This window comes from Cellulosimicrobium sp. 72-3, assembly GCF_013127315.1.
Lineage (GTDB): Bacteria > Actinomycetota > Actinomycetes > Actinomycetales > Cellulomonadaceae > Cellulosimicrobium > Cellulosimicrobium funkei.
Genome location: NZ_CP053419.1, coordinates 2,214,423 through 2,235,784, shown reverse-complemented (window position 1 = coordinate 2,235,784; position 21,362 = coordinate 2,214,423). Strand labels below are relative to the sequence as shown.

Below are 21,362 nucleotides of genomic sequence, written 5' to 3'. Positions count from 1 at the left end.
ATGGGACGCATGTTTCGCATCGGCCTGACCGGAGGAATAGCGGCGGGGAAGTCCGTCGCCCTCGCCCGCTTCGCCGAGCTGGGCGCGGTGGTCGTCGACTACGACGCCCTCGCGCGCGACGCCGTCGCGCCCGGCACCGTCGGCCTGGACGAGGTCGTCGAGGCCTTCGGCCCCGGGGTGCTCGGGGAGGACGGCGCGCTCGACCGGCCCGCGCTCGGGCGCGTGGTGTTCGGGGACGACGCCGCGCGCGAGCGGCTCAACGCGATCGTCCACCCCGAGGTGCGCCGCCTCGCCGCCGAGCGCGAGGCCGCGGCCGGTGCGGCCGACCCGCGGGCCGTCGTCGTGCACGACATCCCGCTCCTCGTCGAGACGGGCGACCCGGCGCGGTTCCACTGCGTCGTGGTCGTGCACACGCCCGAGGACGTCCGGGTGGACCGCCTCGTGACCTCGCGGGGGCTGAGCGAGGACGAGGCGCGCGCGCGGATCGCCGCGCAGGCCGACGACACGGCGCGCCTCGCGGCCGCGGACGTCACCCTCGACGGCTCGGGCGAGCCCGACGCGCTGCGCGCGCAGGTCGACGCGCTCTGGGCGCGCGTGCGCGCGGAGGTCAACGCGGAGGCGCTCGCGGAGCTCGAGGAGCGCGAGGCGTGACGGTCGTGGTGAGCGGCTTCGAGCCCTTCGGCGGCGACGCGACGAACCCCTCGTGGGAGACCGCCCAGCTCCTCGCGGAGCGCGGCGAGGAGCTCGTGGGGGACCGCGTGGTCGCCGTCCGGCTCCCCGTGACGTTCGCCGGGGCGTGGCCCGCGCTCGACGCCGTCGTCCGGGAGCACGACCCGGAGGTCGTCGTGGCGCTGGGGCTCGCGGGCGGCGCCGGGCGCGTGCGCCTCGAGCGCGTGGCCGTCAACGTGCGCGACGCCCGGATCCCCGACAACGCCGGGGCGCAGCCGGTCGACGTGCCCGTCGTGCCGGGGGCGCCCGTCGGCCACTGGTCCACGCTCCCGCTCAAGGCGTCGCTCGTCGCCGTCCGGGAGGCCGGTGTCCCCGTGGAGGTGTCCGGGACGGCCGGCACGTACGTGTGCAACGACGTGTTCTACGCCCTCATGCACCACTGGGGCTCCGTGCCGGGCCGCCGTGCGGGCTTCGTGCACGTGCCCGACGCCGGCGCGGTGCCCGTCGAGGACCAGGTGACCGCCGTCGCGGCCGTCGTGCGGGAGGCGCTCCGTGGCGCCCCCGAGCCACGGGTCGCCGCGGGCAGCGAGAGCTGAGCGGGCGCCGGGGGCCGGCAGGTCGCCCCGCCGGCCCCGGCGCCACGGACCGTCAGCCCGCCGCGCGGCGGCGGGCGACGACCACGAGCAGCGTCGCGCCCCCGGCGAGCAGGAGCGCCGCCACCACGGCGAGCACGACGACGGACGAACCGGTCGAGGCCAGCCCGCCCCCCGGCGTCGGCTCGCTGCTGGGGGCCGCCGACGGCGTCGGGTCCGTGCTCGCGACGGGCGTCGCCTGCGGAGCGGGCGTGCTCTCCGCGGCGGGCTCGCCCGGCACCTCGGCGCCGGGGGTCTCGGTGGTCGTCGGAGGCGTCGTCGTCTCGGTGCCACCCGGGGTCGGGGCCTCGGGCGTCGGCTCCGGCTCCGGCTCCGCGGCGACCGGGACGGGCTCGCACGGGCCCGCGAACGGGTAGTTGTGGTGCTCGATGCCGGCCCCGCCGGTGTACGCGACCGCGCCGTTCGCGAGGACGCGCCCGTTCGTCGACGTGGACACCGTGAGCGTCGCGTCGGCGCGCGGGACGACGATCGTGCCGGGGAACTGGTCGTTCGTGCCGAGCGCGACCTGCGTCGCGTCCGGGAACGCCCAGAGGAAGTGGGACGACAGGTACTGCGTCGCCTGGTAGAGGCGCACGCCGCCGTACGCGACGTACTGAAGGGACGGGATGCGCACCGTCGACCCGGTGACGCTGAGCAGCACCGGCCCGGTGCCGGTGACGTGCAGCTCGCGGAGCGACGCGGCACCCTCCGCCGTGAGCGCGTACCGCGCGCCCGCCTCGACGGTCAGGGCGCCGTTCTCGGGGGCGACCTGCTCGGCGCCGTCGGTGGCGTCGGCGGCGATGCCGGCGACGAGCGCGGGGAGCTCGTCGTAGGGCGCGAGCGCCGCGTCCCGGCCGACGCCCTGGCGCACGGACCCGTGCGTGCCGAGCGCGTTCGCGCTCTCGGTGCTCGGGGCCGAGCCCGTGATCGTGCCTCCGACGACGACGTTGCCGCCGCGCGACGCGTGGAATCCGACCTGCGTGTTCCGGGCGGTGGCGAGGTCGCCGCCGACGACGAGCATGTCGGTCCCGCCCGCAGGGGTGATCCCTGACCCGCCGCCGCCCGCGGTCCCGACGTTGAGGGAGCCGGCCCCCGCGAGGTCGGCGTCCCCGCCGACCACGACGCGGCCCTCGAGCTCGGTCGCGGTCGTGACGGTGAGCCCGCCGCCGGCCCAGATGCCGACGCCCGCGTCCTCCACCGCGGTGAGCTCGTAGACGCCGACGGGACGGGTCGTGGCGTCCGCGGAGCAGACGTCGTCGGCGTCGACGGCGGGCGTCGCGCTCGCGGGCGCGACGAAGCCGGCCGACAGGGCCAGGGTGGTGAGGGCGATCAGGGGGATTCCGCGGGGGCGCGCGGGGTGCAGGCGCATGAGGGCTCCAGGTCGAGGGGTCGTTGGCCGTGCTGACGAGAGCTGCGCGCGGGCCTCCACGCCCGTGGCCGGCCGGTCGCCGGAGCTCCACGGGCATCGGGGAGCGGGCAGGTCGAGGGAACCCTAGGGGTTCGGCACCACGCCTTCCAAATTGCGCGCGGGTGAAGTCGGGTGTATAGGGTGCGCGGCCCGTCGAGGTGCTCCCGCGAACGATGTGGGTGGCTGGACGTACCGTGGACACATGCGTCCCGTGACCGATCTCCAGCGTGCCACCGCTCCGTTCGAGGTCATCTCCGAGTACCAGCCGTCGGGCGACCAGCCCACGGCCATCGCGGACCTCTCGCAGCGCGTCCGCGCGGGCGAGAAGGACGTCGTGCTGCTCGGTGCCACCGGTACCGGGAAGTCCGCGACGACGGCCTGGCTGATCGAGGAGCTGCAGCGCCCGACGCTCGTCATGGCCCCCAACAAGACGCTCGCCGCGCAGCTCGCCACGGAGTTCCGCGAGCTGCTGCCGAACAACGCGGTCGAGTACTTCGTCTCGTACTACGACTACTACCAGCCCGAGGCGTACATCGCGCAGACGGACACCTACATCGAGAAGGACTCGTCCATCAACGACGAGGTGGAGCGGCTGCGCCACTCCGCGACGAGCTCGCTGCTCACGCGCCGGGACGTCGTCGTCGTGGCGTCCGTGTCGTGCATCTACGGCCTCGGCACCCCGCAGGAGTACGTCGACCGGATGGTGCGCCTCGACGTCGGGATGCAGGTGGAGCGCGACGACCTGCTGCGGCAGTTCGTCACGATGCAGTACACGCGCAACGACATGGCGTTCACGCGCGGCACGTTTCGCGTGCGCGGCGACACGGTCGAGATCATCCCGGTCTACGAGGAGCTCGCGGTCCGCATCGAGTTCTTCGGCGACGAGATCGAGAGCATCCAGACGCTGCACCCGCTCACGGGCGAGGTCATCCGCTCCGAGCCGAGCATCCACGTGTTCCCCGCGACGCACTACGTCGCCGGGCCGGAGCGCATGGAGCGCGCGATCTCCTCGATCGAGGCCGAGCTCACGGAGCGGCTCGACGAGCTCGAGCGGCAGAACAAGCTGCTCGAGGCGCAGCGCCTGCGCATGCGCACCACCTACGACATCGAGATGATGCGCCAGATCGGCACGTGCTCCGGGATCGAGAACTACTCCCGGCACATCGACGGCCGCGAGGCGGGGTCGCCCCCGAACACCCTGCTCGACTACTTCCCGGAGGACTTCCTCCTCGTCATCGACGAGTCGCACGTGACCGTGCCGCAGATCGGCGCGATGTTCGAGGGTGACATGTCGCGCAAGCGCAGCCTGGTGGACCACGGGTTCCGCCTGCCGAGCGCGATGGACAACCGCCCGCTGCGGTGGGAGGAGTTCGTCGAGCGCATCGGCCAGACCGTGTACCTGTCGGCCACGCCGGGCGACTACGAGCTCTCGATGGCGGACGGCGTGGTCGAGCAGATCATCCGCCCCACGGGCCTCGTGGACCCCGAGGTGATCGTCAAGCCGACCACCGGCCAGATCGACGACCTCCTGCACGAGATCCGCGAGCGGGTCGACCGCGACGAGCGCGTGCTGGTCACGACGCTCACCAAGAAGATGGCCGAGGACCTCACGGACTACCTGCTCGAGAAGGACGTGCGGGTCCGCTACCTCCACTCGGAGGTCGACACGCTGCGCCGCGTCGAGCTGCTGCGCGAGCTGCGCCTCGGCGAGTACGACGTCCTCGTCGGCATCAACCTGCTGCGCGAGGGCCTCGACCTGCCCGAGGTCTCGCTCGTCGCGATCCTCGACGCCGACAAGGAGGGCTTCCTGCGCTCGCCCAAGTCGCTCATCCAGACGATCGGGCGCGCGGCCCGCAACGTGTCCGGCCAGGTGCACATGTACGCGGACCGGATCACGCCGGCGATGGCCGCGGCGATCGAGGAGACCGAGCGTCGCCGCGAGAAGCAGATCGCGTACAACACCGAGCACGGCGTCGACCCGACGCCGCTGCGCAAGCGCATCTCCGACGTGACCGACATGCTCGCGCGCGAGGACGTGGACACCGCCGAGCTCCTGGCCGGTGGCTACCGCCAGCCGGGCAAGGGCGCGAAGGGCAAGGCCCCGGTGCCGGGCGGCCCGAAGGAGGGTGCGTCGTCGGGGAACCGGCTCGCGGGCGCGGCGGCGAGCGACCTCGCGGAGCTCATCCAGGAGCTGAGCGACCAGATGCACGCGGCCGCGGGCGAGCTCCAGTTCGAGCTCGCGGCCCGGCTGCGCGACGAGATCTCGGGGCTCAAGAAGGAGCTGCGCCAGATGCACGCCGCGACGGCCTGACCGGTCCTGGGGGACCGGCCGGGCGTCGCCGCGGGCGTGCCCGCGGAACAGTCCACGGTGGCGTGGTGTTGTCACACGAGCAGGAGCGATGGCCTATGCTGGCTCCTCGTTGAAGGGGAGTATTCCTCCGCGGTGATGTCGTCATCACGGTCGGCGCAGTCGTCGGCCCGGTGTCACCGGTCCCGCAACCACCAGCCCGCGTCTCGGACGCGCGCGCATGGCGGTGCGTGGCGGAAGAGACCTTCGGTACTCAGTGCTACGTACCGGAGGTTTCTGCATGGACGTCCCCGTCTGGGCCTGGCTCGTCACCATCGGCGTGATCCTCGCGATGCTCGCCGTCGACTACGTCGGCCACGTGCGCACGCCGCACGCCCCGAGCCTGCGCGAGGCCAGCTGGTGGTCCGCGGGCTACGTCGCCGTCGCGGTGCTGTTCGGCGGCATCGTCTGGGCCGTCTGGGGGTCGACGTACGGCGGCGAGTACTTCGCCGGCTACATCACCGAGAAGAGCCTGTCGGTCGACAACCTCTTCGTCTTCGTGCTCATCATGACGAGCTTCCGCGTCCCGCGGCTGTACCAGCAGAAGGTCCTGCTGATCGGCATCACGATCGCGCTCGTCCTGCGGACGATCTTCATCCTCCTGGGCGCCGCGCTCATCGAGAACTTCAGCTGGATCTTCTACGTCTTCGGCGCGTTCCTGCTGTACACCGCGTGGACGCAGGTGAAGGCGGGCTCCGGTCACGACGAGGAGTTCCACGAGAACGGCGCGCTCAGGCTGACCCGCCGCCTGTTCCCGACGACGGAGACGTACGTCGAGGACAAGATGACGACCAAGATCGACGGGAAGCGCTTCATCACCCCGATGCTCATCGTCATGATCGCGATCGGCAGCGCCGACCTGCTGTTTGCCGTCGACTCGATCCCCGCGATCTTCGGCCTCACGCAGGAGACGTACCTCGTGTTCGCGGCGAACGCGTTCTCGCTGCTCGGCCTGCGCCAGCTCTACTTCCTCATCGACGGCCTGCTGGACCGCCTCGTCTACCTCGCCTACGGCCTCGCCGCGATCCTCGGCTTCATCGGCGTGAAGCTGCTCATCCACGCGCTGCACAAGAACGAGGTGCCGTTCATCAACGGCGGTGAGCACATCACCGTCATCCCGGAGATCCCGACCGCCCTGTCCCTCGGGTTCATCGTCGTCGTGCTCACGATCACCACGGTCGCGAGCCTCGCCAAGGACCGCGCCGACCGTCGACGCGAGGCCGAGATCTCGGAGGGCTAGCCACCGATGGTTCACGAACTTCCCGTCTGGTTCGAGTGGGCGTCGCTCTCGGCGCTCGCCGTCCTGCTCCTCGTCGACCTGTTCGTCGTCGGGCGCCGGCCGCACGTCCCGTCCATGCGCGAGAGCGCGCTGTGGGTCGGGTTCTACGTCGCGCTCGCGCTCGTCTTCGGGGCGGTCGTCGGAGCGGTGGGGGGCGCGGCACCGGCCGGGGAGTTCTACGCCGGGTGGCTCACCGAGTACAGCCTCTCGGTGGACAACCTGTTCGTGTTCGTCATCATCATGGCGCGCTTCGCGGTCCCGCGGGAGCAGCAGCAGCGCGTCCTCATGGTCGGGATCATCGTCGCGCTCGTCCTGCGGGGAGCGTTCATCCTGGCGGGCGCGGCGATCATCTCGCAGTTCGTCTGGGTGTTCTACCTGTTCGGCGCGTTCCTCGTGTACACGGCGATCAAGCTCGTGGCGGGCGGCGACGAGCCCGAGGAGTACCACGAGAACCGCGCCGTCCGGGCGCTGCGCCGGGTCCTGCCGCTCGGCACCCGGTACGACGGCGGCCGGCTGCGCACGGTCGAGGACGGCAAGCGGGTCTTCACGCCGCTCGTCGTCGTGTTCCTCGCGATCGGCAGCACCGACCTGCTGTTCGCGTTCGACTCGATCCCGGCCATCTTCGGGCTCACGCAGGACCCGTTCATCGTCTTCACGACGAACGTCTTCGCCCTCATGGGGCTGCGCCAGCTCTACTTCCTGCTGGGCGGTCTGCTCGAGCGGCTGGTCTACCTGCCGATCGGCCTGGCCGTCATCCTCGGGTTCATCGGCGTCAAGCTCATCCTCGAGGCGCTGCACGAGAACACGCTGCCGTTCATCAACGGGGGCGAGCACCTCGAGGCGGTGCCGACGGTCCCCATCTGGCTCTCGCTCGTGGTGATCGTCGGGGCGCTCGCGGTCACCACCGTCGCGAGCCTGCTGCGCACCCGCGCGCTGCACGCACGGAGCGAGCCGGCGGACGGCGAGGAGCCCGGGACCGCGCCGTCGTCCACGGAAGACGTCACGGAGGACGCCACGGAGACCGTGACCGACGAGGCGCCCGCCGCCGGGGAGACCCCGCCGCAGGGCGGCGGGGTCCCCCGTGGGGGTGCCGGGCGCTAGCGCGCGGCCCGGCTCAGACGCGGTCCGCCCAGTCGCCGATCACCGGCGACCACGGGCGGACCGCGCGCTGCGCGACCAGCCCGGCGCGCGCGAACGGGTCCTCGTCGAGGACCGCGGCGACGGCGTCGGGCGTCTCCCCGTCGAGGACCAGCAGCGCTCCGGCAGGCGCGCCCTCGTGGGCGGGAAGCGGACCGGAGGCGAGGAGCGTGCCCCGGGTGTGGAGGGCGGCGAGGAACGCGCGGTGCTCGGGTCGCAGGGCGTCGAGCTCGGCGCTGCGGTCGGCGTAGACGTAGGTGACGGCGTGGATCGGCATGGAGCCAGTGAACCAGGCCGGCCCGACGGCGCGCGGCCGGGTCCGCGCCTCGGCTGCGCCCGGTGCTGCCTGCCGCCCGCTACCGGCCGCACGCCACCGGCCGCCCGCTACCAGACCCGCGCTACCAGCCCCGCTCGCGCCACTCGGCGAGGTGCGGCCGCTCGGCACCGAGCGTCGTGTCGGCGCCGTGACCGGGATAGACCCACGTGGCGTCGTCGAACCGGTCGAAGACCCGCCCGACGACGTCGGACAGCAGGCTCGCGAACCGCGCCGGGTCGCGGTCGGTGTTCCCGACCCCGCCGGGGAAGAGCGAGTCCCCGGTGAACAGGTGCACCCGGCCAGGAACGGCCTCGGGCTCGGCGACGTCGTCCGGCTCGCGGTAGGCGAGCGCGACGGATCCCGGCGTGTGCCCGCGCAGCGCCACGACCTCGAAGTCGAGCGCGCCCACCCGCAGCACGTCCCCGTGCCGCAGGCGGCGGCCGACGGGCACGCCGGACGCCGCGGCGACCGCGTCCGCGTCGGGCTCGCCGGCGGCCGACGACGCGCCCGTCGCGGCGACGACCGGCGCGAGCGCCCGGAGATGGTCGGCGTGCCGGTGCGTCGTGACGACGCCGTCGAGCCGTCCTGACGGCGAGCCCGCCCGCACGAGGTCGAGCACGTCGTCGGGCGCGTCGGCGGCGTCGACGAGGAGCTGGGCACCGGTGCGCCGGCACGTGAGGAGGTAGACGTCGTTCGCGAGCGGCCCGACGGCGAGCTTGCGGATCTCGACCTCGTCGAGCCGTCGCAGGTCGTGCGGGCCGCCCACGGCGACCTGTCCGGTGTACGTCATGCGCCCAGTGTGCCGTCCGCTCGCGGCGGGCAGCGCGCCGCGACCCCGGCCGCGGTGACCCGGGTCACGGCGGAGAGCCCGGACGTGGGGCGATCGTGTGCGTTCGCCGGCTGCCGTGCGGAGGTGACGTCGAACACCTGTGCGAGTGTGGGTGGTCGGCCGTACGATGCTGCGGTGAGCAATCGCCTCGTCATCTCCGGTGCCCGCGAGCACAACCTGCGCAACGTCGACCTCGACCTCCCGCGCGACAAGCTCATCGTCTTCACGGGGCTCTCCGGCTCGGGCAAGTCGTCGCTCGCCTTCGACACCATCTTCGCGGAGGGGCAGCGCCGGTACGTCGAGTCGCTGTCCGCGTACGCGCGCCAGTTCCTCGGCCAGATGGACAAGCCGGACGTCGACTTCATCGAGGGCCTGTCGCCCGCGGTCTCGATCGACCAGAAGTCCACGAACCGCAACCCGCGCTCGACCGTCGGCACCATCACCGAGGTCTACGACTACCTGCGCCTGCTGTTCTCGCGCGCCGGGACGCAGCACTGCCCGGTGTGCGGCGAGCGCGTCACCGCGCAGACCCCGCAGCAGATCGTCGACCGTCTCCTCGAGCTCCCCGAGGGCACGCGCTACCAGGTCCTCGCCCCGGTCGTGCGCGGCCGCAAGGGCGAGTACTCCGAGCTCTTCAAGGAGCTCCAGACCAAGGGCTTCGCCCGCGCCCGCGTCGACGGCGAGGTGCGCACCCTCACGGACGTCCCGGCGCTCGAGAAGAAGCTCAAGCACGACATCGAGGTGGTCGTCGACCGACTCGTCGCGCGCGAGGGCGTCCAGCGCCGGCTCACCGACTCCGTCGAGACGGCCCTCGGGCTCGCGGGCGGGCTCGTCGTCGTCGAGCTCGTCGACGCGGACGCGGACGACCCGGCCCGGGAGCGCCGTTTCTCGGAGAAGCGCGCGTGCCCGAACGACCACGAGCTCGCGCTCGACGAGATCGAGCCGCGCACGTTCTCCTTCAACGCGCCGTACGGCGCGTGCCCGGAGTGCACGGGCATCGGGTTCCGACTCGAGGTGGACCCGGACCTCGTGGTGCCGGACGACGAGAAGTCTCTGCGCGAGGGCGCGGTCGCGCCGTGGGCGCAGATCTCGTCGGAGTACTTCGAGCGCGTCCTCACGGCGCTCGCGGACGACCTGGGCTTCTCCATGGACACGCCGTGGCGCGCGCTGCCCGAGCGGGCGAAGAAGGCCGTTCTCCACGGCCAGAACCACCAGGTGCACGTGCGGTACAAGAACCGCTGGGGCCGTGAGCGGCAGTACTCGACCGGGTTCGAGGGCGTCATCACCTTCCTCGAGCGCCGGCACACCGAGACCGAGTCGGACTGGTCGAAGGAGAAGTACGAGGCCTTCATGCGCGAGGTCCCGTGCCCCGTGTGCCAGGGGGCGCGCCTCAAGCCGGAGGTGCTCGCGGTCAAGGTCGGCGGCAGGTCCATCTGGGACGTGTGCCGCCTGCCCCTGCGCGAGGCCGCGGCGTTCCTCGGGTCGCTCGAGCTGGGAGCGCGCGAGCGCGCCATCGCGACCGAGGTCCTCAAGGAGATCGACGCGCGCCTCGGGTTCCTGCTCGACGTCGGCCTCGACTACCTCTCGCTCGAGCGACCGGCCGCGACGCTCTCCGGCGGCGAGGCGCAGCGCATCCGGCTCGCGACGCAGATCGGATCGGGCCTGGTCGGCGTGCTCTACGTGCTGGACGAGCCGAGCATCGGCCTGCACCAGCGCGACAACCGCCGGCTCATCGAGACGCTCACGCGCCTGCGCGACCTCGGGAACACGCTCATCGTCGTCGAGCACGACGAGGACACCATCCGCACCGCGGACTGGGTCGTCGACATCGGCCCGGGGGCGGGGGAGCACGGGGGGCGCGTCGTGCACTCGGGCGACTACGCGGGCCTGCTCGAGGCGCCGGAGTCCGTCACGGGCGCGTACCTGTCGGGGCGGCGCAGCATCCCGCTGCCGGCGCAGCGGCGCCCGACGGACCCGGGCCGTCAGATCAAGGTCGTCGGCGCGCGCGAGCACAACCTCACGGGCATCGACGTGAGCTTCCCGCTCGGCACGTTCACCGCGGTCACGGGCGTCTCCGGCTCCGGCAAGTCCACGCTCGTGAACTCGATCCTCTACACCGTGCTCGCCAACGAGCTCAACGGGGCCCGGCAGGTCGCGGGCCGCCACACGCGCGTCACCGGCCTCGAGCACCTCGACAAGGTCGTGCACGTGGACCAGGGCCCGATCGGGCGCACGCCGCGGTCGAACCCCGCGACGTACACCGGCGTGTGGGACCACGTGCGCAAGCTGTTCGCGGAGACGACCGAGGCCAAGGTGCGCGGCTACACGCCGGGCCGGTTCTCGTTCAACGTCAAGGGCGGCCGCTGCGAGGCGTGCTCGGGCGACGGCACGCTGAAGATCGAGATGAACTTCCTCCCGGACGTCTACGTGCCGTGCGAGGTGTGCCACGGCGCGCGCTACAACCGCGAGACGCTCGAGGTGCACTTCAAGGGCAAGACCGTCGCGGACGTGCTCGACATGCCGATCGAGGAGGCGTCCGAGTTCTTCGCGGCCGTGCCCGCGATCTCGCGGCACCTCAAGACGCTCGTCGAGGTCGGGCTGGGCTACGTCCGGCTCGGGCAGCCGGCCCCGACGCTCTCGGGCGGCGAGGCGCAGCGCGTCAAGCTCGCGAGCGAGCTGCAGAAGCGCTCGACGGGCCGCACGATCTACGTGCTCGACGAGCCGACGACGGGCCTGCACTTCGAGGACATCCGCAAGCTGCTGGGCGTGCTCCAGTCGCTGGTCGACAAGGGCAACAGCGTCCTCGTCATCGAGCACAACCTCGACGTCATCAAGAGCGCGGACTGGGTCGTCGACATGGGCCCCGAGGGCGGCTCCGGCGGCGGCAAGGTCGTCGCGCAGGGGACGCCCGAGCAGGTCGCGCGCGTGGAGGCGAGCCACACCGGGCGCTTCCTCGCGGAGATCCTCGAGGGGCACGACCCCGTGCCCGTCGGGCCCGCGCCGTCGGCGTCCTCCGGGGCGTCGGCGCCTGCGGCGAAGGCCGGCAGGTCGACGAAGGGCCGGTCCGCGGCGGCGCGTCGAGCGACCGACGAGAAGCCGAAGACGGGGCGCCGCAAGGCGTCCGCGGCGTAACGACGGTGCGGCGCGGGTGCGGGCTCGAACAGGCCCGTACCCGCGCGGGCCCGCACCCGCGCGGCGTGCTCGGTGCTCGCCGCGTCGGGGCCGCGTGCTCGCCGTGCCCGGCGTCAGGCGGCGGCGCGCCGGGCGGGCGCCGGCTCGACGAGCACGCGGAAGTTCACCGAGCGCGCGATGAAGCAGTGGTCGTGCGCGCGCTGGTGGAGGGTGGCCAGCGCCGCCTCGTCCGTGCCGGGTCCGTCGTCGACCACCACGCGCGGGTGCAGCGTGACGTCCGTGAACTGGCCCTCGCCCCCGGACTCGACCCGCATGGTGCCGGTCGCGTCGTCGACGTACTCGCGCACGACGACGCCCGCCGCGGCCGCGAGGTGGAGGAACCACAGCATGTGGCACTGCGACAGGCTCGCGAGGAACAGCTCCTCGGGGCTGTACCGGGTCGGGTCGCCGCGGAACGCCGGGTCCGCGGAGCCGGGCAGCGGCGGCCTCCCGTCGAGGAGCACCTCGTGGTCGCGGCTGTAGGCGGTGTAGGACGCGGTGCCGCGGTCGCCCGCGCCGGTCCAGCGGGTCGTCGCGGCGTAGCCGTGCTGTGCGCTCATGGCCGCCACCCTAACCGCCGGTGACGCGCGTCACACGGCGCCGTCCCCGCGCCACCGCGTCCGTCTTCCCGCGTCCCCGCGTCGCCCCACACCCGAGCCACCGGCGTCGGTGGCCTGACCTAGGCTGGAGAACATGGCAGATCCCGCGACGTACCGCCCTGCGCCGGGGGAGATCCCCACCTCGCCGGGCGTCTACCGGTTCCGCGACGAGCACGGCCGTGTGATCTACGTCGGCAAGGCCAAGAACCTGCGCGCGCGCCTGTCGAACTACTTCCAGGACGTCGCGAACCTGCACCACCGCACCCAGACGATGGTCACGACGGCCGCGTCGGTCGAGTGGACGGTCGTCGGCACCGAGGTCGAGGCCCTCGCGCTCGAGTACACGTGGATCAAGGAGTTCGACCCGCGGTTCAACGTCAAGTACCGCGACGACAAGTCGTACCCGTACCTCGCGGTGACGATGGGCGAGGAGTTCCCGCGCGCCCAGGTGATGCGCGGCGCGAAGCGGCCCGGCACGCGGTACTTCGGGCCCTACGGCCACGCGTGGGCGATCCGCGAGACGCTCGACCTCCTGCTGCGGGTGTTCCCCGTGCGCACGTGCTCGGCGGGGGTCTTCAAGCGCGCCCACCAGACGGGCCGCCCGTGCCTGCTCGGCTACATCGACAAGTGCTCGGCGCCGTGCGTCGGGCGAATCACCCCCGAGGACCACAAGGCGCTCGCCGAGGACTTCTGCGACTTCATGGCGGGCGACACGCAGCGGTTCGTGCGCCGGCTCGAGCGCAAGATGAACGAGGCCGCCGCCGCGATGGAGTACGAGGCCGCGGCACGGCTGCGCGACGACATCGCCGCGCTCCAGCGCGCGACGGAGAAGAACGCGGTCGTGCTCGGCGACGGCACCGACGCGGACGTGTTCGCGCTCGTGGGCGACGAGCTCGAGGCGGCCGTCCAGGTGTTCCACGTGCGCGGCGGTCGCATCCGGGGTCAGCGTGGCTGGATCGTCGAGAAGGTCGAGGACGTCACGGACGCCGAGCTCGTCGAGCACCTGCTCCAGCAGGTGTACGGCGCGGCGGAGGAGGCCGTGGCGGCGGACGCCGGGACGCGCGCCGGGCGCGACCTCGCGCGCGACGCCGTGCCGCGCGAGGTCCTCGTGCCCGTCCTGCCGCCGGACACCGACCAGGTCACCACGTGGCTCTCCGGGCTGCGGGGCGCGCGGGTCGACGTCCGGGTGCCGCAGCGCGGCGACAAGAAGGAGCTCGCTGCGACGGTCCGCGCCAACGCGGAGCACGCGCTCGCGCTGCACCGCACGCGGCGCGCGGGCGATCTCACGACCCGCAGCCAGGCGCTGCGCGAGATCCAGGAGGCGCTCGAGCTCGAGACGGCGCCGCTGCGCATCGAGTGCTACGACGTCTCGCACAACCAGGGCACGTACCAGGTCGCCTCGATGGTGGTCTTCGAGGACGGGCTCGCGCGCAAGAGCGAGTACCGGCACTTCACGGTCCGCGGCCCGGATGGCGACGGCGCGGCCGACGACACGGCGGCGATGTACGAGGTGATCTCGCGCCGCTTCAAGCGCTACCTGTCCGACCGCTCGCGCTCGGGCGAGGTCGAGCTGGACCTCGAGGCCGACGACGTCGCCGACGGGTCCGACGCCGCGGCGCGCCGGGCGGAGCGTGCCGCGGAGGCGGCGGGCTACGTGCCGCGCAGCGGCGAGGTCGACCCCGACGCGCCCGTGGACCGGCGCGCGCGCTTCGCGTACCCGCCGAACCTCGTCGTCGTCGACGGCGGCCCGCCGCAGGTCGCCGCTGCGGCGCGCGCCCTGGCCGACCTCGGCATCGACGACGTCGCGCTGTGCGGCCTCGCCAAGCGGCTCGAGGAGGTCTGGCTGCCGGGGGAGGAGTACCCCGTCATCCTCCAGCGTTCCTCCGAGGGCCTGTACCTGCTCCAGCGCGTCCGCGACGAGGCGCACCGCTTCGCGATCGCCCAGCACCGCAGGCAGCGCAGCAAGGGCATGACGGCCTCGGCGCTCGACGACGTCCCCGGCCTCGGCCCGGCGCGGCGCACCGCGCTCCTCAAGCACTTCGGCTCCCTCAAGCGGCTGCGCGCCGCGAGCGTCGAGGAGATCGCGAGCGTCCGCGGCATGGGCGAGCGGACGGCGCAGGCCGTCGTCGCGGCGCTCGGCGGCGGGACCACGGACGACCGGCCCTCGCAGGACACTCCGGCGCAGGACGAGGCCGCGGCCCGCGCGTGACGGCTGGCATGCTGGGGGCATGACCTCGGAGCCGACCCCGGACCTCAGCCCGCAGGGCCAGCCTGCCCGCGTGCCGGAGCCCTCCCCGACCACCGTCCCCAGCGGCATCCCCGCGATCGAGGCCGCGACCCACGCCCCCGAGCCGAGCGAGGCCGAGGTGCTCATCATCACGGGCATGTCGGGTGCCGGCCGCACCCGGGCCGCCGCCGTGCTGGAGGACCTCGACTGGTACGTCGTCGACAACCTGCCGCCGCGCATGATCGTCCCGCTCGTGGACCTCATGACGCGGTCCGGCTCGACGCTCGAGCGCATCGCGGCCGTCGTCGACGTGCGCGGGCGCGAGTTCTTCACCGACCTCGTCGAGGTGCTCGACCACCTGCGCCAGAGCGGCGTGTTCTACCGCATCCTGTTCCTCGACGCGTCCGACGAGGTGCTCGTGCGGCGCTACGAGCAGGTCCGGCGCCCGCACCCGCTGCAGGGGGAGGGGCGCATCCTCGACGGTCTCGCCGAGGAGCGCCGTCTGCTCGCGAGCCTGGAGGAGCGGTCCGACGTCGTCATCGACACGTCCGAGCTCACCGTGCACGACCTCGCGCGCGAGGTGCGCGCCGCCGTCGCCGACGGCACCCCCGAGACGCTGCGCATCAACGTCGTCTCGTTCGGGTTCAAGTACGGGCTGCCGCTCGACGCGGACCACGTGGTCGACGTGCGGTTCCTCGCCAACCCCTACTGGATCACCGAGCTGCGCCACCTCACCGGCCGCGACGCGCCCGTGCGCGACTACGTGCTCGGGCGCCCCGGCGCGCTCGAGTTCGTCGACCGGTACGTGAACGCGCTCGAGCCGGTGCTGGCCGGGTATCTGGGCGAGGAGAAGCGGTACGTGACCATCGCCGTCGGCTGCACGGGCGGCAAGCACCGGTCCGTCGCGATCAGCGAGGCGATCGCCGCACGCCTGCGCGCCCAGGGGCAGCGCGTCATCGTCACGGCCCGCGACCTCGGCAAGGAGTGACCGGCGCCGTGGTCAGCCTGCGCAACCCCGCCGTCGTCGCCCTGGGCGGCGGCCACGGGCTCTCCGCGAGCCTGTCGGCGCTGCGGCTCATGTCCGACCGTCTCACGGCGGTCGTCACCGTCGCCGACGACGGCGGCTCCTCGGGGCGCCTGCGCGAGGAGCTCGGCGTCCTGCCGCCGGGGGACCTGCGCATGGCGCTCGCGGCCCTGTGCGACGACTCGGAGTGGGGCCGCACGTGGAGCGCGCTCCTGCAGCACCGGTTCACGTCGGAGGGCGACCTCGACAACCACGCGGTGGGCAACCTGCTCATCGTCGCGCTGTGGGAGCTGCTCGACGACCCGGTGGCCGGTCTCGACTGGGTGGGCAAGCTCCTCGGGGCGCGGGGCCGGGTGCTCCCCATGGCGGCCGTACCGCTGCGGATCGAGGCAGACGTCTGGACGCAGGGCCGGCTCGAGACGGTCGTCGGGCAGAGCCGCGTCGCGGTCACCCACGACCGCATCGAGCAGCTCCGGCTCGTGCCCGCCGACCCGCCCGCGTGCCCGGAGGCGGTGCGGGCCGTGGAGGAGGCGGACTGGGTCGTGCTCGGTCCGGGATCGTGGTTCTCGTCGGTGATGCCGCACCTGCTCGTCCCCGAGCTCGCACGCGCGCTGCACGAGACGTCGGCGCGCCGGTGCGTCACGCTCAACCTGTCGAGCGAGACGGGGGAGACGTTCGGGCTCACCGCGACGGAGCACCTGGAGGTGCTGCACAAGCACGCGCCGGAGCTGCGGATCGACGCCGTCGTGGCCGACCCGTCCGCCGTCGAGGACACCGAGCAGCTCGCGGAGGCCGCGGCGCGCATGGGCGCCCGGCTCCTGCTGCGCCAGGTCCGTCGGGGCGACGGCACGCCGCGGCACGACGCGCTGCGGCTCGCGGCCGCCTACCGCGACGTGTTCGACGACGTCCTCGGGGACGTCGGCTCGCCCGCCCGCTGAGCCCTCGCCGCCTCCGGCGCCCGTCGTGGACCGGCGCGCGAGGGGCCCGGGCCCGGGTGCGCACCGGACATCGCGACGGCCGCCCGCGCGCTCCCGGACGCCGCCGCGACACGCTCCCATCGGTGGCAGGATGTCCCGCATGGCGCTCACGGCACAGGTGAAGGACGAGCTGGCACGACTGCGGGTGGACAAGACCTCGTGCCGCAAGGCGGAGGTGTCCGCGATGCTCCGCTTCTCGGGCGGCCTGCACCTCATCTCCGGTCGTGTGGTCATCGAGGCCGAGCTCGACACGGCCATCGCCGCGCGGCGCCTGCGCGAGACCATCGCCGACGTCTACGGCCACACGAGCGAGCTGATCGTGGTGTCCGCCGGGGGGCTGCGCAAGAGCAGCCGGTACGTCGTGCGGGTCGTGCGCGACGGCGAGTCCCTGGCCCGCCAGACGGGCCTCCTCGACCAGCGCGGCCGGCCCGTGCGCGGGCTGCCCCCGCAGGTCGTCTCCGGCGGGGTGGAGGAGGCCGAGGCCGCGTGGCGCGGCGCCTTCCTCGCCCACGGGTCCCTCACGGAGCCCGGGCGCTCGTCGGCCCTCGAGATCACGTGCCCCGGCCCGGAGGCCGCCCTCGCGCTCGTCGGCGCGGCCCGGCGCCTGGGGGTGTCCGCCAAGTCGCGCGAGGTCCGCGGGATCGACCGCGTGGTGATCCGCGACGGCGACGCGATCAGCGCGCTCCTCACGCGCCTCGGCGCGCACGAGGCGGTCCTCGTCTGGGAGGAGCGGCGCGCGCGTCGTGAGGTGCGCGGCACGGCGAACCGGCTCGCCAACTTCGACGACGCCAACCTGCGCCGCTCGGCGCGCGCCGCCGTCGCGGCGGGCGCCCGGGTCGAGCGGGCGTTCGAGATCCTGGGGCCCGACCTGCCCGAGCACCTCCGCGAGGCCGGCGAGCTGCGCCTCGCGCACAAGCAGGCGTCGCTCGAGGAGCTCGGTCAGCTCGCCGACCCGCCGCTCACCAAGGACGCCGTCGCGGGGCGCATCCGGCGCCTGCTCTCGACGGCGGACAAGCGCGCCGCCGAGCTCGGCATCCCGGACACCGAGGCGGGGCTGAGCCCGGAGCTGCTCGACCTCTGAGGAGCGCGGCCCTCCGCCCGCGACCGTCGCGCCGCGCGCCCGACGCCGCGGCGCCCGTCCACTGGACGTCACGCACCGGCGGGACGATGGTCCCGAAGCATGGGATTCAGGTCACATGACGGAGTGGTGTTGGTATAGGCTCGTCAGTGTCAGGTGACAACGACGTGCTCCTTCGCTGACACCCCTCGTGGGCGTGGGTGGTCCCGGCTGTCGCCGTGACGGTCCACGAGCACGGAGGGTGCTGTGCCGGGATCCGGGCAGCGGGGCACGGGCGCGATCACCACCTGCGTACGACGGCGTACGTGATCGTTCGGCATCAACCGTGTGCGTCGGGACAACCGGCGCGCCCTGAGGAGGGCATTGTGACCATCCGCGTCGGTATCAACGGCTTCGGTCGTATCGGACGGAACTTCTACCGCGCCATCGTCGAGTCGGGCGCCGACATCGAGATCGTCGGCGTGAACGACCTCACGGACAACAAGACGCTCGCGCACCTGCTCAAGTACGACACGGTCCTCGGCCGTTTCCCGCTGAGCGTGGACTTCGACGACGACAACATCGTCGTCGACGGCAAGAAGATCCGTGCGCTCGCGGAGCGCGATCCGGCGAACCTCCCCTGGGGCGAGCTCGGCGCCGACATCGTCATCGAGTCGACCGGCTTCTTCACCGACGCGACCAAGGCGAAGGCGCACATCGACGCCGGCGCCAAGAAGGTCATCATCTCGGCCCCGGCCAAGAACGAGGACGCCACGTTCGTCATGGGCGTGAACTCGGACCAGTACGACCCGGCCGCGCACCACATCATCTCGAACGCGTCGTGCACCACGAACTGCCTCGCCCCGCTGGCCAAGGCGCTCAACGACTCGATCGGCATCGAGCGTGGTCTCATGACCACGATCCACGCCTACACGGGTGACCAGAACCTCCAGGACGGCCCGCACCGCGACCTGCGTCGTGCCCGCGCCGCCGCGCAGAACATCGTCCCGACCTCGACGGGTGCGGCCAAGGCCGTGTCGCTCGTCCTGCCCGAGCTCAAGGGCAAGCTGGACGGCTACGCGCTGCGCGTCCCGGTCATCACGGGCTCGGCGACCGACCTCACCTTCACCGCCTCGCGCGAGGTCACGGTGGACGAGGTCAACGCCGCGCTCAAGGCGGCGGCCGAGGGCCCGCTCAAGGGCATCCTCGAGTACGTCGACGACGAGATCGTGTCGAGCGACATCGTCACCAACCCGCACCAGAGCATCTTCGACTCGAAGCTCACGAAGGTGATCGGCGACCAGGTCAAGGTCGTCTCCTGGTACGACAACGAGTGGGGCTACTCGAACAGCCTCGTCGCGCTGACCGCCCTGGTCGGCGAGAAGCTCTGAGCCACCTGCTGACGCAGCACATCCCTGCGTAGCACCATGCGTCCGCGTGCGCGTCCCGGCACCGCCCGGTGACGCGCACGCGGACGTCCTCATGTGCGGGCCGGGCCGGCTGCCGGTCGGCGTCCCGCACGACGGCGACAGAACCGTAGGAGACCGCATGAAGACCATCGACTCCCTGGGCGACCTGCGCGGCAAGCGCGTCCTCGTCCGCTCCGACTTCAACGTCCCGCTCGACGGGACGACCATCACGGACGACGGGCGCATCCGCGCCGCGCTCCCGACGCTGAAGAAGCTGACGGACGCGGGCGCGAAGGTGATCGTCACCGCGCACCTCGGCCGCCCCAAGGGCGAGCCGGACCCGAAGTACTCCCTCGCGCCCGTCGCGGCCCGCCTGGGCGAGCTGCTCGGCGTGCCGGTGCACCTGGCGCAGGACGTCGTCGGCGACTCGGCGCGCGAGACGGTCGCCGCGCTCGGCGACGGCGAGGTCGCGCTGCTGGAGAACATCCGGTTCGACCCGCGCGAGACGTCGAAGGACGACGCGGAGCGCCAGGCGCTCGCCCGCGACCTCGCGCAGCTCGCGGACGTCTTCGTCTCCGACGGCTTCGGCGTCGTGCACCGCAAGCAGGCGTCGGTCTACGACGTCGCGCAGGTGCTCCCGTCCGCGGTGGGCGAGCTCGTCCTCAAGGAGGTCGACTCGCTGCGCAAGGCGACGGAGGACCCGCAGCGCCCCTACGCGGTCGTGCTCGGCGGCTCGAAGGTCTCCGACAAGCTGGGCGTCATCGCGAACCTGCTCACCAAGGCGGACCGCCTGCTCATCGGCGGCGGCATGGTGTTCACGTTCCTCGCGGCGAAGGGCTACGGCGTCGGGAAGTCCCTCCTCGAGGAGGACCAGATCGACACGGTCAAGGGCTACCTCGCGGACGCGGAGAAGAACGGCGTCGAGATCGTCCTGCCGACGGACATCGTGGTGGCCGACGCGTTCGCCGCGGACTCGCCGCACGAGGTCGTCGCCGCGGACGCGATCCCGGCCGACAAGATCGGCCTCGACATCGGCCCCGAGTCGGCCAAGCTCTTCGCGAGCAAGATCGTCGACGCGAAGACCGTCGTCTGGAACGGCCCCGCCGGCGTGTTCGAGTTCGAGGCGTTCTCGGGCGGGACGCGCGCCGTGGCCCAGGCCCTGGTCGACGCGACGGCGAACGGCGCGTTCACCATCGTCGGCGGCGGCGACTCGGCCGCCGCGGTCCGCATCCTCGGCTTCGACGAGGCGGGCTTCAGCCACATCTCGACCGGTGGCGGCGCGAGCCTCGAGTTCCTCGAGGGCAAGGACCTGCCGGGGATCTCCGTCCTCGAGGGCTGACCGCCCCCCGTACCCCTCCGCGCCGCCCGCTCCCGCGGGCGGCGCGGGCCCCACAGAGAGAAGAAGGACCCGTGGCGAACACCCGCACCCCGCTCATGGCGGGCAACTGGAAGATGAACCTGGACCACCACCAGGCGACCCACACCGTGCAGAAGCTCGCGTGGACCCTCAAGGACGCGAAGCACGACTACGCGGCCGTCGAGGTCGCCGTGCTGCCGCCGTTCACCGACCTCCGGTCGGTGCAGACGCTCGTGGACGCGGACAAGCTCGAGCTCAAGTACGGCGCGCAGGACGTTTCGGCGCACGCCGAGGGCGCGTACACGGGCGAGATCTCGGCGTCGATGCTGGCCAAGCTCGGCGTGAGCTACGTCGCCATCGGGCACTCAGAGCGCCGCCAGTACCACGGCGAGACCGACGCCCTGGTGAACGAGAAGATCGTCGCCGCCGTGGGTCAGGGCATCGCCCCGATCCTGTGCGTGGGCGAGGGCCTGGACGTGCGCAAGGCTGGCGAGCAGATCCCCTACACGCTCGCCCAGGTCGAGGGCGCCCTCGCGGGCATCCCCGCCCCCCAGCTCGCGACGCTCGTCATCGCGTACGAGCCCGTGTGGGCCATCGGCACGGGCGAGGTCGCGACGCCCGAGGACGCCCAGGAGGTCTGCGGTGCGATCCGCGGAGCCCTCGGCGACCTGTACGACGCGGACCTCGCGAACGCGACGCGCGTCCTGTACGGCGGCTCGGTGAAGTCGTCGAACGTGGCCGCGATCATGGCCCAGCCGGACGTCGACGGCGCGCTCGTCGGCGGCGCGAGCCTCGACCCCGAGGAGTTCGCGAAGATCGCGCGCTACCAGTCGCACGCGACCGGCGCCTGACCTCCGCCTCGCACCCCGCACCGACGGCCCCGGGACCGCGTCCCGGGGCCGTCGGCCGCCGTCCGGGGACGGC

Annotated in this window: 17 protein-coding genes; 13 read left to right on the top strand and 4 right to left on the bottom strand. The window is 72.9% G+C overall.

All coding sequences use genetic code 11. The features are described from left to right. The first annotated feature begins 9 nt into the window (after positions 1-9). Both coaE and HKK73_RS10160 read left to right on the top strand, forming a co-directional pair. Positions 10-651: a dephospho-CoA kinase gene (gene coaE / locus HKK73_RS10165; RefSeq protein WP_171467931.1), complete on the top strand. Its 642-nt coding sequence runs from the start codon at positions 10-12 to the stop codon at positions 649-651. Further along, complete coding sequence (locus HKK73_RS10160; protein WP_171467930.1) at positions 648-1,265, top strand: pyroglutamyl-peptidase I; 618 nt, start codon at positions 648-650, stop codon at positions 1,263-1,265. Before coaE ends, HKK73_RS10160 begins: the two co-directional genes overlap by 4 nt. 52 nt (positions 1,266-1,317) lie before the next feature. Here the strand turns inward: HKK73_RS10160 and HKK73_RS10155 are convergent, their stop codons facing one another. After that, on the bottom strand, positions 1,318-2,670 hold the full coding sequence (locus HKK73_RS10155; RefSeq protein ID WP_144723247.1) for a choice-of-anchor A family protein: 1,353 nt from the start codon (positions 2,668-2,670) through the stop codon (positions 1,318-1,320). Positions 2,671-2,911: 241 nt separating this feature from the next. On the opposite strand from HKK73_RS10155, the gene uvrB reads away from it, so the two are divergent. The 3 genes from uvrB to HKK73_RS10140 all read left to right on the top strand — a co-directional run bounded on the left by uvrB (position 2,912) and on the right by HKK73_RS10140 (position 7,436). Then, positions 2,912-5,020 carry an excinuclease ABC subunit UvrB gene (uvrB, locus tag HKK73_RS10150; RefSeq protein WP_031315536.1) on the top strand — a complete coding sequence of 703 codons (2,109 nt, stop codon included), beginning with the start codon at positions 2,912-2,914 and terminating at the stop codon, positions 5,018-5,020. A 277-nt stretch (positions 5,021-5,297) separates the two neighbouring features. Then, positions 5,298-6,296: a TerC family protein gene (locus tag HKK73_RS10145; protein ID WP_021481347.1), complete on the top strand. Its 999-nt coding sequence runs from the start codon at positions 5,298-5,300 to the stop codon at positions 6,294-6,296. A gap of 6 nt (positions 6,297-6,302) precedes the next feature. Then, positions 6,303-7,436: a TerC family protein gene (locus HKK73_RS10140; RefSeq protein WP_171467929.1), complete on the top strand. Its 1,134-nt coding sequence runs from the start codon at positions 6,303-6,305 to the stop codon at positions 7,434-7,436. 13 nt (positions 7,437-7,449) lie between these two features. Here HKK73_RS10140 and HKK73_RS10135 read toward each other — a convergent pair whose 3' ends face one another. Together HKK73_RS10135 and HKK73_RS10130 are read right to left on the bottom strand one after the other, a co-directional pair. Further along, on the bottom strand, positions 7,450-7,749 hold the full coding sequence (locus HKK73_RS10135) for a YciI family protein (protein WP_034655132.1): 300 nt from the start codon (positions 7,747-7,749) through the stop codon (positions 7,450-7,452). A 121-nt stretch (positions 7,750-7,870) separates the two neighbouring features. Next, entirely contained in the window at positions 7,871-8,578 is a 708-nt protein-coding gene (locus HKK73_RS10130; protein WP_137280557.1) for an MBL fold metallo-hydrolase, read from the bottom strand. A gap of 174 nt (positions 8,579-8,752) precedes the next feature. Between HKK73_RS10130 and uvrA the strand changes: the two genes are divergently transcribed. Then, a complete protein-coding gene (gene uvrA, locus HKK73_RS10125; protein ID WP_051876870.1) occupies positions 8,753-11,749 on the top strand; it encodes an excinuclease ABC subunit UvrA in 2,997 nt (998 codons plus the stop codon). A 113-nt stretch (positions 11,750-11,862) separates the two neighbouring features. On the opposite strand, the gene HKK73_RS10120 is transcribed toward uvrA, so the two are convergent. After that, the gene (locus HKK73_RS10120; RefSeq protein WP_085388754.1) at positions 11,863-12,348 is read right to left on the bottom strand and encodes an OsmC family protein; all 486 of its coding nucleotides are present in this window, start codon (positions 12,346-12,348) and stop codon (positions 11,863-11,865) included. A gap of 133 nt (positions 12,349-12,481) precedes the next feature. On the opposite strand from HKK73_RS10120, the gene uvrC reads away from it, so the two are divergent. The 7 genes from uvrC to tpiA all read left to right on the top strand — a co-directional run bounded on the left by uvrC (position 12,482) and on the right by tpiA (position 21,289). Next, entirely contained in the window at positions 12,482-14,596 is a 2,115-nt protein-coding gene (gene uvrC / locus HKK73_RS10115) for an excinuclease ABC subunit UvrC (RefSeq protein ID WP_061267762.1), read from the top strand. 19 nt (positions 14,597-14,615) lie between these two features. Beyond that, positions 14,616-15,602: an RNase adapter RapZ gene (gene rapZ / locus HKK73_RS10110; RefSeq protein ID WP_051028082.1), complete on the top strand. Its 987-nt coding sequence runs from the start codon at positions 14,616-14,618 to the stop codon at positions 15,600-15,602. 8 nt (positions 15,603-15,610) lie between these two features. Beyond that, positions 15,611-16,576, top strand: a complete 966-nt coding sequence (gene yvcK / locus HKK73_RS10105; protein WP_198163065.1) for a uridine diphosphate-N-acetylglucosamine-binding protein YvcK — start codon at positions 15,611-15,613, stop codon at positions 16,574-16,576. Positions 16,577-16,715: 139 nt separating this feature from the next. Next, positions 16,716-17,696, top strand: a complete 981-nt coding sequence (gene whiA / locus HKK73_RS10100; RefSeq protein ID WP_034655142.1) for a DNA-binding protein WhiA — start codon at positions 16,716-16,718, stop codon at positions 17,694-17,696. Positions 17,697-18,058: 362 nt separating this feature from the next. Beyond that, a complete protein-coding gene (gene gap, locus HKK73_RS10095) occupies positions 18,059-19,063 on the top strand; it encodes a type I glyceraldehyde-3-phosphate dehydrogenase (protein WP_043654032.1) in 1,005 nt (334 codons plus the stop codon). 157 nt (positions 19,064-19,220) lie between these two features. Then, the gene (pgk, locus tag HKK73_RS10090) at positions 19,221-20,420 is read left to right on the top strand and encodes a phosphoglycerate kinase (protein ID WP_021481806.1); all 1,200 of its coding nucleotides are present in this window, start codon (positions 19,221-19,223) and stop codon (positions 20,418-20,420) included. Positions 20,421-20,491: 71 nt separating this feature from the next. Then, complete coding sequence (tpiA, locus tag HKK73_RS10085) at positions 20,492-21,289, top strand: triose-phosphate isomerase (RefSeq protein ID WP_085387882.1); 798 nt, start codon at positions 20,492-20,494, stop codon at positions 21,287-21,289. The last annotated feature ends 73 nt before the right edge of the window (positions 21,290-21,362 follow it).

Bases quoted from the DNA above. Each gene is read 5' to 3' on its own strand.
- coaE (WP_171467931.1), top strand. From the start codon at position 10: ATGTTTCGCATCGGCCTGACCGGAGGAATAGCGGCGGGGAAGTCCGTC.
- HKK73_RS10155 (WP_144723247.1), bottom strand. From the start codon at position 2,670: ATGCGCCTGCACCCCGCGCGCCCCCGCGGAATCCCCCTGATCGCCCTC.
- uvrB (WP_031315536.1), top strand. From the start codon at position 2,912: ATGCGTCCCGTGACCGATCTCCAGCGTGCCACCGCTCCGTTCGAGGTC.
- HKK73_RS10145 (WP_021481347.1), top strand. From the start codon at position 5,298: ATGGACGTCCCCGTCTGGGCCTGGCTCGTCACCATCGGCGTGATCCTC.
- HKK73_RS10140 (WP_171467929.1), top strand. From the start codon at position 6,303: ATGGTTCACGAACTTCCCGTCTGGTTCGAGTGGGCGTCGCTCTCGGCG.
- HKK73_RS10135 (WP_034655132.1), bottom strand. From the start codon at position 7,749: ATGCCGATCCACGCCGTCACCTACGTCTACGCCGACCGCAGCGCCGAG.
- HKK73_RS10130 (WP_137280557.1), bottom strand. From the start codon at position 8,578: ATGACGTACACCGGACAGGTCGCCGTGGGCGGCCCGCACGACCTGCGA.
- HKK73_RS10120 (WP_085388754.1), bottom strand. From the start codon at position 12,348: ATGAGCGCACAGCACGGCTACGCCGCGACGACCCGCTGGACCGGCGCG.
- uvrC (WP_061267762.1), top strand. From the start codon at position 12,482: ATGGCAGATCCCGCGACGTACCGCCCTGCGCCGGGGGAGATCCCCACC.
- rapZ (WP_051028082.1), top strand. From the start codon at position 14,616: ATGACCTCGGAGCCGACCCCGGACCTCAGCCCGCAGGGCCAGCCTGCC.
- whiA (WP_034655142.1), top strand. From the start codon at position 16,716: ATGGCGCTCACGGCACAGGTGAAGGACGAGCTGGCACGACTGCGGGTG.
- pgk (WP_021481806.1), top strand. From the start codon at position 19,221: ATGAAGACCATCGACTCCCTGGGCGACCTGCGCGGCAAGCGCGTCCTC.